The organism is Pantoea sp. Seng (genome assembly GCF_009829935.1).
GTDB classification, from domain to species: Bacteria; Pseudomonadota; Gammaproteobacteria; order Enterobacterales; family Enterobacteriaceae; genus Pantoea; species Pantoea communis.
Genome location: NZ_SZZV01000002.1, coordinates 256712 through 269217, shown reverse-complemented (window position 1 = coordinate 269217; position 12506 = coordinate 256712). Strand labels below are relative to the sequence as shown.

Below are 12506 nucleotides of genomic sequence, written 5' to 3'. Positions count from 1 at the left end.
ACCGGCGGCAGGGTTGGCAAGAGACAAAAAAGGTCGGCATTCAATGCCGACCTTTCTTTTAATGCAGCGCCTGATCGCGCAGCCAATCCCGGAATAACGTTATCTCCGCATCATGCTGACGTGACATTTTCGTCATCATCCAGGTGGCGCGGTCCACACGCACAAATCCCAATGGGGCGATAAGCGTACCGTCGCTCAACTCCTGCCTGACCAGTAAACGCGGGGCCATGATCACCCCTAAGCCATTTCTCGCCGCCTGAATGCCCAGAGTGAGATTATCGAAATGCTTACCGACCCAATAATTGCCACGCGCACCGCTGGTTTTCGCCCACTCGGCCCAGGCGTGCAGTCGTGTATCGGCATGCAGCAGCGGCAATGACGCTAAATCCTGCTCATTGTGAAAACGCGCGGCATACTGAGGCGCGCACAGCGGGCCGATGTAGTCATCGCTGATCAGCGTAGCATCAATATCCTCATCCGGTGACTGCTCATAGCTGAGAATCAGCACATCGGTGTGTTCACTGCGCAACTGGTCGATCTCCACCAGCGGCTGAAACTGCACTTCAATATCGGGATAGCGTTGATAAAAACTGCTAATACGTGGAATCAGCCATTGCGAGAGAAAACTGGGCGCGCAAGAGACGCTGAGGTGATGACGCATGCCGGTGCGAATGCTTTCGCAGGTGGTGGAGAGTTCGCTAAACGCCTTCTGACAACTCACCAGCAAGCGCTCGCCGTGTGAGGTTAATTTGACGCGCCCATTGGTACGGACGAATAAGGGCTTTCCCATCCAGCTTTCCAGCTGTCGAATCTGATGGCTAATGGCGCTGTGTGTCACATGAAGACGCTCGGCCGCCACGCTAAAACTGCTGTGCAGTGCTGCCTGATGAAAATAGTGCAGTGCACGTAACGACGGAAGCGCGGTCATACTCATCCCCTGTGTAAAAACCTAACAGGGATTGTCAGTTTATATCATTTTAATGTCCAGCCGCATTGGCCTAACCTTTCCCCCAGATTATGGCGGGTTGACGGATGGCGTTGTCTGTGTTTAACGCGGCTAATGTTCCCCCTTAATCTGCGACACACACAGCATCTTTATAATTAGAGAAATCTCACGCGATGGATCACCAATATGCTTCTGCCAGGGCGGCGGCAGCGCGCGATCGACTTCGCGGCTTGCTTTCACGTCACTATCGGCTGGAAAATTACGACCTCTTCTTTGCACCTTCTTTGCATATTTCGCGGGTGCTGCTCTCACAACTGTTTTTACGTCAGGAACAGGCGCGCAATCAAACGCGTTACGCTTCGCAATATCCGGTCAGTGAACTGAGTGTGTTACCCGCAGTGCCGATGATGGCTGGTAACATTGCGCTGGTGGAGCATGTCGACATGCTGCAGGGTCGGGTGCGTCCGCTGGCGGAGTGTCAAAGTCAGGGCGTGACCGACGCCTCGGAATCCTTTGCCACCTTGTTGCATAAACGATTAATCAGTGATGCGCGATTGTTTGTGGCGCGGCTCGATCGTCATGCGGCGTTAAGCAGTGACCTGGTGTTAATTGCAATGAAAACCTGCGATTTCAGCACGCTGGTGCGCAGCGAATTGCGGTTATTTGAGCAGGGACTGGCCTTTGGCTCGTCACTGGATCAAACCCTTGAAATGATGGAAAACAGCGACTGGCGGCCGTTTAATATCGCTAGCGTGGATAATATTACGCTTGAGGCCCCGGTTCAGCTGCAATCGATTCAGCAGCACGGCTTACCGTTCGCCCTGTTCCCCATGCCGGTCAGTCTTACCTTGCCCGACTTACCGCAGGATATGCATCTGCTTTCCGCTCATCACCGATTGCGCCTGCATGCCAACGTGCGCGGCGGTGTGAACAAAAATCAAAACGTCACGCCGATCCTGAAGAGACGTCTGAAAGACGTGTTAAGCGTTAGCCTTGATTCTTAAAAACGGGCACTCTGCTGGTGTTTTGCGCTAAAGCAAGTCAAAGTAAAGCTTTAACCGGAAGCGCGCCCGTTTCCTTGTGGTGCGCGGGCCATAATGGTATGTTCTTGGCCTTCTCAGATTGATCAATGCGATTCGCAAGGGGAATTACGCAATGCGTATTATTCTGCTCGGGGCACCGGGCGCAGGTAAAGGCACTCAGGCTCAATTCATCATGGAGAAATACGGTATTCCGCAAATCTCCACCGGTGACATGTTGCGTGCGGCAGTTAAAGCAGGCACCGAACTGGGCCAACAGGCGAAAGCCATCATGGATGCCGGTAAACTGGTGACAGACGAGCTGGTGATTGCGCTGGTTAAAGAGCGTATCGCGCAGGAAGACTGCAAAAACGGTTTCCTGCTCGATGGCTTCCCACGCACTATTCCACAAGCTGATGCCATGAAAGACGCGGGCATCAATGTGGACTTCGTGCTGGAGTTTGCCGTACCGGACGAACTGATTGTGGATCGTATTGTTGGTCGTCGCGTGCATGCGCCGTCTGGCCGCGTGTATCACGTCACCTATAATCCTCCAAAAGTGGAAGGCAAAGATGACGTGACCGGCGAAGAGCTGACCACGCGTAAAGACGACCAGGAAGAAACCGTGCGTAAGCGTCTGGTGGAATACCATCAGCTGACGGCACCGCTGATTGCTTACTACAGCAAAGAAGCGGAAGCCGGTAACACCCAGTATCACAAGATCGACGGCACCCGTAAGGTGGCTGAAGTGAGCACGCAGCTGGCCGGTATTCTCGGTTAATGCGGATCAGGGGCCGGTTGTCCGGCCCTTTTGCAGCAATTGCTTTCCCCTCCCACGAATTCCGCTACAATTTCCCCCTGATTTTGATCCATTCGTTTTGACATCAAGGAAATACCAATGAGGCAAGAAAAGCCTGGGGTTTTGCTGGTCAACTTAGGCACACCCGATGCGCCTACAACACCTGCCGTTAAGCGCTATCTGAAACAGTTCCTTGGCGACCCGCGCGTGGTGGATACACCGCGTTGGTTATGGTGGCCGATTCTCAATTTCGCCATTTTGCCGTTCCGTTCGCCGCGCGTGTCGAAGTTGTACGCCTCGGTGTGGATGAAAGAAGGCTCTCCGCTGATGGTGTTCAGCAGGCAGCAGCGCGATGCGCTGGCGCAGCGCGTGGATATGCCGGTTGAGCTGGGCATGAGCTACGGCCAGCCAAGCCTCGACGGGGCGGTACAGCGTTTGCTGGATCAGGGTGTCACCAAACTGATTGTGTTGCCGCTCTATCCGCAATTCTCGTGCTCGACGGTGGCTGCCGTTTGGGACGGATTATCCGCCAGCTTTAAACCGCTGCGCTCCCTGCCTGAAGTGGCTTTCATTCGCGATTATGCCGAGCATCCTGCCTATATCGCAGCACTGAAGGCTTCGGTTGAGCGTTCGTTTGCGCAGCATGGCGAACCGGACCTGCTGGTGCTGTCGTATCACGGCATCCCACAGCGCTTTGCCGACGAAGGTGATGATTATCCGCAGCGCTGCAAAGACACCACCGAGGCGCTGGCTGCCGCGTTGGGCATCGCGCCGCACAAAATCATGATGACCTTCCAGTCACGCTTTGGTCGCGAGCCATGGTTGACACCGTACACCGACGAAACCATGCAAGGTTTACCGGCCAAGGGCATCAAACATGTGCAGGTGATGAGTCCCGGCTTCTCCGCAGACTGCCTGGAAACCCTGGAAGAGATCAGCGAGCAGAACTGTGAGTTCTTCCTGCACGCCGGTGGCGAGAAGTTCGAATACATTCCCGCGCTCAACGCCGATGACGAGCACATCGAGATGATGGTTCAGCTGGTCAACGCACGCCGATAAAGTGCTGGCAGAGAGTGTGATATCATTCTCTGTCAGATTTCCCTTACGGCAGCCACGATGAAATTTCCCGGCAAACGCAAATCCAAACACTATTTCCCCGTTAACGCGCGCGATCCGCTGCTGCAAGCCACACCTCAAGAGCAGGAAGAGGGCAGTTGGGTGGTGGGTATCGACCAGACGCTGGTGGATATTGAAGCCAAAGTTGATGATGACTTTCTGCAACGCTACGGGCTGAGCGCCGGCCACTCGCTGGTGATCGACGATGCTACCGCAGAAGCTTTGTATGACGAGCTGATGCGCGATGCGCTGATCAGCCATCAATTTGCCGGCGGCACCATCGGTAATACGCTGCACAACTATTCCGTGCTGGCCGATGACCGTTCCGTATTGCTCGGCGTGATGTGCAACAACATCCAGATTGGCGGCTACGCTTATCGCTATCTGTGCAACACCTCCAGCCGTATGGATCTCAACTTCCTGCAGGGCGTGGATGGCGCGATTGGCCGCTGCTTCACTCTGATTGGTGAGCAGGGCGAACGCACCTTTGCCATCAGCCCGGGTTTAATGAACCAACTGCAGGCGGACAGCATTCCGGAAGAGGTGATTGCCGGGGCGTCGGCGCTGGTGCTGACTTCCTATCTGGTGCGCTGCCAGCCGGGTGAACCGATGCCAGCGGCCACGCTGCGTGCCATCGACTACGCGAAAAAACATAACGTGCCGGTGGTGCTGACGCTGGGAACCAAATACGTGATTCAGGACGATCCGCAGTTCTGGCGCGATTTCCTGCGCGATCATGTGTCGATCGTGGCGATGAACGAAGAAGAGGCGCTGGCGCTGACGGGTGAGCAGGATCCGCTGCTGGCGTCGAATATTGCGCTGGACTGGGTGGATCTGGTGCTGTGCACTGCTGGCCCTACCGGTTTGTATATGGCTGGCTTCACCGAAGATGAATTCAAGCGCAAAACCAATCATCCGCTGCTGCCGGGCGCAATTGCCGAGTTCAACCAATATGAGTTCAGCCGCGCTATGCGTCATCAGGATTGCCAGCAGCCGCTGCGCATCTTCTCGCACATCGCGCCTTATATGGGCGGCCCTGAGAAGATCATGAACACCAACGGCGCGGGCGATGGTGCTCTGGCCGCGCTGCTGCACGACATCACTGCCAATAATTTCCACCGCCAGAAAGTGCCGAACTCCAGTAAACACGCACGCGGTTATCTCACCTATTCGTCGCTGGCGCAGGTGTGTAAGTATGCCAACCGGGTGAGTTATCAGGTGCTGAATCAGCATTCACCGCGTCTAATGCGCGGGCTGCCTGAGCGGGAAGACAGTTTAGAAGAGTCGTACTGGGACAGGTAACAGTGAACCCGTAACGGCGCGATTTATCGCGCGTTTGTTGGCAGCGGTGCTGCTTGAATTGCGCGATTAATCCCGCCGCTACGGTGTCTGTTGAATAGCGGCGCTACGGTATCAGTTGAATTATGGCGCTACGGTGTCTGTTATATCGGGCACTCCCGCACAATCGGGTTCTGCGCAATCTCTTCCTGCAGCACGTTCAACATGCTGTTGGCGATCTCACGCTCGCCCATCACCACGCGATTGGCACCGCGTTCCATGATGTAATTCACTTCATCGTCGTAATGCGCGCGGGCAATAATTTCGATATCCGGACGCTTCTCACGCGCGGCGGTGACAATTTCCCCGGCTTCGTAACCGTTTGGAATGGTCAGCAGCAGCCAGCGTGCACAGTCGAGTCGGGCTAACTCCATGGTATCGACGCGAGCCGCATTGCCCAGCACCGCCTTGATCCCTTGCTCACGCAGCGCTTCAACGCGCGGACGGGAATTTTCCACCACCACCAGCGGCACATCGGTTTCCATCAGCTGCTGGCCCAGCAAGCTGCCAACGCGGCCATAACCCACAATGACCGCGTGATTACAGATATCCAGCGGAATCTGCTTCTCTTCTTCAATCGCCTCTTCCAGCGTCTGCTCTTCGATGGTTTCAGTCTTATCGAGGTAGCGCTCCAGAAGGGTAAACAGAATCGGGTTGAGCATAATCGAGAGGATCGCAGCCGCCAGCACCAGATTGCGTCCTTCATCACTCAACATGCCGAGTGAAATACCTAATCCGGCAAGGATAAAAGCGAATTCCCCAATCTGCGCCAGACTCACCGAAATGGTCATGGCGGTGCGGCGCGAGTGGCCGAGCAGCGTCACCAGCAGCCAGGCGGCGATGGATTTACCGAGCACGATGATCGCCAGCGCGCCCAGCACCGCCAGCGGCTGCTCGATCAAAATCATCGGGTCAAACAACATACCGACCGAGACAAAGAACAGCACCGCAAACGCATCGCGCAGTGGCAGGGTATCGTGCGCGGCACGGTGGCTGAGTTCGGATTCGTTAAGCACCATACCGGCAAAGAAGGCGCCGAGGGCGAAGGAGACATCGAAGAATTCAACCGCACCGAAAGCGATACCCAGCGCCAGGGCTAGTACGGATAAGGTAAAGAGTTCACGCGATCCGGTGGCGGCACTTTTTGCCAGAATCCACGGCACCACGCGACGGCCGACCACCATCATCAGCACCATAAAGGCGACGACTTTGCCGATGGTCAGCATCAGGTCCCAGAACAGCAGAGAGGGGCTGGCATTGCCTTCTTCCAGCATTCCGGCAATGGCGGGCAGCAGCACCAGCGTCAGGACCATCACCAAATCTTCAACAATCAGCCAGCCAATGGCGATCTGCCCCCGCTGGCTATCAATCAGTTGACGCTCTTCCAGCGCACGCAGTAACACCACGGTACTGGCGGTGGAGAGACAGAGGCCAAACACCAGACCGGTCATCCACGACCAGCCCATCGCCCACGACAGCCCCATTCCCAGCAGCGTGGCCACCGCGATTTGCGCGATGGCGCCGGGAATGGCGATCGACTTTACCGACATCAAATCCTTCAGCGAGAAGTGCAAACCCACGCCAAACATCAGCAGGATAACGCCGAGTTCGGCGAGCTCAGGCGCGAGGTTAGTATCGGCGACGAAGCCCGGGGTAAAGGGACCGGCGAGCACGCCAGCCAGCAGATAACCGACCAGCGGGGAGATTCGCAGACGGTTGGCAATCATTCCAAGGATAAAGGCGAGGACCAGGCCCCCGACAATGGTGGTGATCAACGGTGTGGTGTGATGCATGCCTGTCTCCTTGTGTGCAAATGTATCCGCTTGTAACAACCTAGTGTAATGCACAATCGCTAACCACGTTTAAACATTTGAGCGGTGAAAAGCGATTAAATTGAAAAATTAAGAAGAAAACGCAGCTTAAGCAGCATTTTCCTCAGTTATCTCATACTATCGGCAGGTTTTACGCAGAATGGAGGGGGGCGAGGAAAAAGCGTTGCCCCCCAAAAGTGGCTTACGCGTGGCGGTTATCAGGTAAGAAAGCGGTTAAAAGGCCGATTAAAGGCAGCCAGGCACAGATTTGATATACCCATTCGATGCTGGTGTGGTCTGCCACTACGCCCAACACGGCGGCACCGAGCCCACCCATACCAAAGGCAAAACCGAAAAACAGCCCGGAAACCATACCAATACGCCCTGGCATCAGCTCCTGCGCATACACCAAAATGGCAGAAAACGCCGAGGCGAGAACCAACCCGATGATCACGCTCAACACGCTGGTCCACATTAAGTTGGCGTGGGGCAACAGCAAGGTGAAGGGCGCAACGCCAAGAATCGATACCCAAATCACGTATTTACGGCCGATTTTATCGCCAATCGGCCCGCCAATAATGGTGCCCGCAGCCACCGCGCCGAGGAAGGCAAACAGATGGAATTGCGAGGCCTGAACAGAAAGTCCGAACTTCTGGATTAAATAGAAGGTGTAGTAGCTGCTCAGGCTGGTGAGATAGAAGTATTTAGAGAAGATCAGCAGCAGCAAAATGCTGATCGCCAACGCCACTTTCTTACGCGGCAGCGGGTTAACCGGCGCAACCGTTGCCTTTGCCTTACTGGCGCGCTGCTGGTGGCTATACCAGCGGCTGACCTGCAGCAGCACGATAATGCCGAGCAGTGCCGCCAGCACGAACCAGGCAAGATGCCCTTTGCCGTAAGGGGCAACAATCATCGCTGCCAACAGCGGGCCTAACGCGTTACCAAAGTTGCCGCCCACCTGGAACAGGGATTGAGCCAGGCCATGACGTCCACCGGAGGCCATACGCGCCACGCGCGAAGATTCCGGATGAAACACCGAGGAACCACTGCCCACCAGCGCGGCAGCGAGCAGCACCTGCGGATAGGTGCTGGAGAACGTCAGCAGCACCAGACCACACAGCGTAAAGCCCATCCCCACCGGCAAAGACCAGGGTTTTGGGTATTTGTCGGTGTAATGACCGATGATCGGCTGTAGCAGCGAAGCGGTGACCTGAAAGGTTAGCGTTATCAGACCTATCTGGACGAAGTTAAGGCTAAAATCTTTTTGCAGCATCGGGTAGATCGCCAGCAGCAGCGATTGCAGCATATCGTTGAGCAGATGCGCGAGGCTGATGGCACCTAAAATGCCAAAAGCGGCCCGTCCCGGTGCGCGTGCCGGGGTTGCGATGTCACTTGCCATAAAAATCCTGAAGAGTGCGGTTATCGTTATCAGTTTGTTACTACCGCATGACTCTATAAGCCTTTAGTCTTGAGTTAAAGTGCCATCTGTGCGACACAGAAGGGTGATAAAGCACATTAAGTCCACGGCAAAGTGGAAAGACGCAGAATAAGGAGATCGGCTTTGTTGTTATTCCCGCGGAGAGGGCGCTGGCTGGCGCTGATCATGCTGTTGCTGCCGATGCTGGCGCAGGCATGGCAGACGGATCGCAGTTATCGATTCAGTATTCTGCACACCAATGATCATCACGGTCGCTACTGGACCAATGCGCAGGGCGAATACGGTCTGGCGGCGCAGAAAACGCTGATGGATAAACAGCGTTATGATGTGCAGGCCAAAGGCGGTGGTGCCTTGATCCTTTCCGCCGGAGACGTGAATACCGGCGTGCCGGAATCGGATCTGCTCAATGCCGAACCCGATATTCGTGGCATGAACCTCATCGGCTACGATGCCATGGCGCTCGGCAATCACGAATTTGATAAGCCGCTCAGCGTGCTACAACAGCAACAGAAGTGGGCCAAATTTCCCTTCCTCTCTGCCAATATCTATCAAAAGGGCAGCGACCAGCGTCTGTTCAAGCCGTGGGCGATCTTTAATCGCATGGGGCTGAAGATCGCGGTGATTGGCCTGACCACCACCGATACGCTGAAAATTTCCAATCCGGAAAATATTGCCAATATCGACATCCGCGATCCGGTGAAAGAGACGGAAAAAGCGGTGGCGGAACTGCGTGCCAGTGAAAAACCCGATGTGATTGTGGCGCTGACGCACATGGGCCATTACGACGATGGGCAGCACGGCAGCAACGCACCGGGTGATGTGGAACTGGCGCGCAGCCTGCCGCCGGGCACTATCAATGTGATCATCGGCGGCCACTCGCAGGATGCGGTGTGCATGGAAAAAGATAACGTCAGCGTGAAAGATTATCAGCCCGGCCAGCCTTGTCAGCCCGATCGCCAAAATGGCGTGTGGATCATGCAGGCAAAAGAGTGGGGCAAATACGTCGGGCGCGGCGATTTCACCTTCCGCAACGGCGAATTGACGCTGGACAGCTATCAGCTGATCCCGGTGAACCTCAAGCACGAAGTGAAGAATCTGGATGGCAGTGTTTCCTGGCTTACCTGGCAGGAAGAGATCCCACCCAACAGCGCAATGATGAAATTGTTGACGCCGTATCAACTGCGCGCGGCAAAGAAACTCGACGTCACGGTTGGCAGCAGTGATGGCGTGTTCGTGGGCGAACGCGACAAAGTGCGCTTTGAACAAACCAACCTTGGGCAGCTGATTCTGCGCGCGCAGATGGCAGCGACCCAAGCGGATTTCGCGGTGATCAGTGGCGGTGGCATTCGCACTTCACTGGCCGCGGGCAAACTGAGCTGGCGCGATCTGTTGCAGGTGCAGCCGTTTGGTAATCAGGTGGTGTCAGTCACGCTGACCGGAGACGAATTACTGAAGTATCTTGCCACGGTTGCCAATATCAAGACCAACTCCGGTGGTTTCGCGCAATTCAGCAATATCAGTCTGGTGGCAGATGGCAAAGCGGTGAGTGAGGTGAAGATCAATGGCGAGCCGCTGCAAAAAGACAAAACCTATCGCATGGCCACCAACAGCTTTAATGCCAGCGGCGGTGATGGTTATCCCAACATCGAGGCGCATGCGGGCTTCAGCAATACCGGACTGCGCGATGCAGATGTGCTGCGCGATTTTGTCACGGCGCACTCACCGCTGAAAATCGCCGACTATGCGCCAACCGGCATCGTGCATTTGACGGAGCAGCAGGTACAGGAGCGCGACAAAGCGCAAGAAAAACCCAGGAAGCGCAGCTACCCGCAAGCCATTTTGGCGTGGATCTGGCCGCGTGCGCTGCACAATTAAAAACGGCGCCCGATTGGGCGCCGTTGTTTTATGCCCGACAGGATTTCTGCGTCAGCCAGCGCTGGCGCAATTTATCCCACATCCAGTTATAAGCCATGGTATAGGGCAGGAAGAACAGGAAGAACGCCACTTCCAGCATGAAGGCTTCCAGCAGCGTGATCTTCAGCATCCAGGCGGCAATCGGCAAACCGATAACGATAAAGCCCCCTTCAAAGCCCAGCGCGTGGATGGCGCGCAGACCGAGGCCGCGTTTTCTCTGCGGCGGCCAGATGCGATCAAAACCGGTGTTATAGATCATGTTCCACAGCATGGCGACCGTTGACAACATAATCGCCAGCGCGCCCATCTGAAACAGCGGCTTTTCCATAATCCAGGCGGCCAGCGGAGCCACAGTGAGAATCGCCAGCACTTCAAATCCTGCAGCATGATAAAAACGTTCTTTCAGCGAACGGGTACGCATATAAACCTCCTTTTGGGTAACGCGACACATTTTCTCACCGCAAAATGCTAAGATAAAATGATTACCTATCGATAAAAGCGATGATTCACCATGAAATACTCCCCGGAATCCCTTGAGGCCTTTGTCCAGACTGTCGCCAGCGGCTCGTTTTCTGCGGCGGCGCGTGCGCTGGCCAAAAGCCAGTCCACCATCAGCAGCGCCGTGGCGAATCTGGAAGACGATCTCGGTTTCACTCTGTTCGATCGCAGCGGTCGTCAGCCGGTACTAACCGAGCAAGGACAGCGCGCACTGGCGCAGGTACAGCAGATTCTGGCGGCCAGCCAGCGGTTGGATGAGCTGGCGGTGCGGCTGTCACAGGGCGTGGAACCGCGACTCAGTCTGGCAATTTCTGATTTCTGGCAGGCCGATCATCATGAAAATCTGCTCAACCGCTTTGAAGCGCGTTATCCGGATATTGAATTTGAATGCATGATTGCTGAGGACGCGGACGCGCTGGACCTGCTGCAGGCCGGTCGCGTGCATCTCGGCGTGGTGCGTGCGCAGCCGCAGTTGCCGCCTGATTTAGCGGTGGCACGTTTACAGGTGGGGGCCGAAATGGCGATCTATCTGCATCAGGAGCATGTGCTGGCGCAGTCAAAACAGGTGAGTGAAGCTCAACTCGGTGAATTACGTCATTTACGGCTTAATACCTGGGTGCAAAACCGTGAACCCTTGCCTGCTGGCCGAGTGTGGTCGGCGCCTTCTTATTTATTGCTGCTGGAAATGGCGGAGCAGGGCTTTGGCTGGAGCGTATTACCGCGCTGGCTGGTGGAGCAGTTTGGTCATCAGGTGTTGAAAGAGTTGCCGGTGCCAGGCTGGCCACAGCGCATCGCGGTGGATGTAATCTGGTCGCGACGCAATCCGCCAGGTCCTGCCGGGCGCTGGATGATTGATCAACTCTGCGCCCAGCAGCCGGATTAATCGCGGCGCGCCACGTCGGCCAGTGTGGCATCCAGCAGTCGTGCCAGGTCCTGCGCCGCCAGTTCTATATCCAGCCCGCGCTTACCGCCGGAGACAAAGATGGTGGCAAATTCTGCAGCCTGCTGATCAATCACCGTTGGCAGACGTTTTTTCTGCCCCAGCGGGCTGATGCCACCCACCAGATAGCCGGTGACGCGCTGTGCCAGTTGCGGGTCGGCCATATCCGCTTTTTTGGCGCCCAGCGCCTTTGCCACTTTTTTCAAATCGAGCTGCGAGGAAACTGGCGTCACGGCTACCGCCAGCGCTTTGGCATCGCCGTTGAGCGCCACGAGCAGGGTTTTGAACACCTGGCGTGCATCGAGATTGAGCTTACGCACCGCCTCATCACCAAAATTTGTTTCGTGGCTGTCATGCTCATAAGAATGAAGGGTAAAGGCGACCTTTTGTTTTTCCAGCAGTTTTACGGCGGGTGTCATGTTCTGTCCTTGCTACGAAAATTCTTATTTCAGTTTTGGTGAATAATACTGGCGAAATTCTGAACTTTGCGCGAAAATTGGCCCGCGCCAGCAATGCTGGTGATAACCAAAATCATAAACAAATTCCTCTTTGACGGGCCGATAGCGATATTGGCCTTCTTTTTTGCCTGTAATTCGCCGCGCATCCGCTTTGTTTGTCATCTGCTGCTCAACGTCTCAACGTCTCAACGGCTCAACGGCTCAACGGCTCAACGGCTCAACGGCTCAA

Annotated in this window: 11 protein-coding genes and 1 pseudogene; 6 read left to right on the top strand and 6 right to left on the bottom strand. The window is 55.5% G+C overall.

The window, feature by feature from the left end; translation table 11 throughout:
* Window positions 1–58: 58 nt before the first annotated feature.
* Window positions 59–928, bottom strand: coding sequence for a LysR substrate-binding domain-containing protein (locus tag FD737_RS02950; protein WP_038648497.1), 870 nt, complete (start codon window positions 926–928; stop codon window positions 59–61).
* A 188-nt stretch (window positions 929–1116) separates the two neighbouring features.
* Here FD737_RS02950 and FD737_RS02945 point away from each other — a divergent pair.
* The 4 genes and pseudogenes from FD737_RS02945 to FD737_RS02930 form a co-directional block, all read left to right on the top strand.
* A pseudogene (locus FD737_RS02945) lies at window positions 1117–1950 on the top strand (DUF6024 family protein); the annotation flags it as partial.
* Between the two features lie 151 nt (window positions 1951–2101).
* Window positions 2102–2746, top strand: a complete 645-nt coding sequence (gene adk, locus FD737_RS02940) for an adenylate kinase (RefSeq protein WP_034828185.1) — start codon at window positions 2102–2104, stop codon at window positions 2744–2746.
* Window positions 2747–2863: 117 nt separating this feature from the next.
* Complete coding sequence (gene hemH, locus FD737_RS02935) at window positions 2864–3823, top strand: ferrochelatase (protein WP_160832666.1); 960 nt, start codon at window positions 2864–2866, stop codon at window positions 3821–3823.
* A 57-nt stretch (window positions 3824–3880) separates the two neighbouring features.
* A complete protein-coding gene (locus tag FD737_RS02930) occupies window positions 3881–5182 on the top strand; it encodes an inosine/guanosine kinase (RefSeq protein ID WP_097117471.1) in 1302 nt (433 codons plus the stop codon).
* A gap of 140 nt (window positions 5183–5322) precedes the next feature.
* On the opposite strand, the gene ybaL is transcribed toward FD737_RS02930, so the two are convergent.
* Both ybaL and FD737_RS02920 read right to left on the bottom strand, forming a co-directional pair.
* A complete protein-coding gene (gene ybaL / locus FD737_RS02925) occupies window positions 5323–7011 on the bottom strand; it encodes a YbaL family putative K(+) efflux transporter (RefSeq protein ID WP_160832665.1) in 1689 nt (562 codons plus the stop codon).
* Between the two features lie 220 nt (window positions 7012–7231).
* Window positions 7232–8428 carry an MFS transporter gene (locus FD737_RS02920; RefSeq protein ID WP_160832664.1) on the bottom strand — a complete coding sequence of 399 codons (1197 nt, stop codon included), beginning with the start codon at window positions 8426–8428 and terminating at the stop codon, window positions 7232–7234.
* A gap of 162 nt (window positions 8429–8590) precedes the next feature.
* Here FD737_RS02920 and ushA point away from each other — a divergent pair, with 162 nt between their 5' ends.
* Complete coding sequence (ushA, locus tag FD737_RS02915; RefSeq protein WP_097117469.1) at window positions 8591–10342, top strand: bifunctional UDP-sugar hydrolase/5'-nucleotidase UshA; 1752 nt, start codon at window positions 8591–8593, stop codon at window positions 10340–10342.
* Window positions 10343–10370: 28 nt separating this feature from the next.
* Here ushA and FD737_RS02910 read toward each other — a convergent pair whose 3' ends face one another.
* Window positions 10371–10802, bottom strand: coding sequence for a multidrug/biocide efflux PACE transporter (locus FD737_RS02910; protein WP_160832663.1), 432 nt, complete (start codon window positions 10800–10802; stop codon window positions 10371–10373).
* A gap of 90 nt (window positions 10803–10892) precedes the next feature.
* Here FD737_RS02910 and FD737_RS02905 point away from each other — a divergent pair, with 90 nt between their 5' ends.
* Window positions 10893–11762, top strand: coding sequence for a LysR family transcriptional regulator (locus FD737_RS02905; RefSeq protein ID WP_034828200.1), 870 nt, complete (start codon window positions 10893–10895; stop codon window positions 11760–11762).
* Here the strand turns inward: FD737_RS02905 and ybaK are convergent.
* Together ybaK and FD737_RS02895 are read right to left on the bottom strand one after the other, a co-directional pair.
* Window positions 11759–12238, bottom strand: coding sequence for a Cys-tRNA(Pro)/Cys-tRNA(Cys) deacylase YbaK (gene ybaK, locus FD737_RS02900; RefSeq protein ID WP_160832662.1), 480 nt, complete (start codon window positions 12236–12238; stop codon window positions 11759–11761). The genes FD737_RS02905 and ybaK overlap by 4 nt on opposite strands.
* A 24-nt stretch (window positions 12239–12262) precedes the next feature.
* Complete coding sequence (locus tag FD737_RS02895) at window positions 12263–12439, bottom strand: hypothetical protein (protein WP_160832661.1); 177 nt, start codon at window positions 12437–12439, stop codon at window positions 12263–12265.
* Between the last annotated feature and the right edge of the window lie 67 nt (window positions 12440–12506).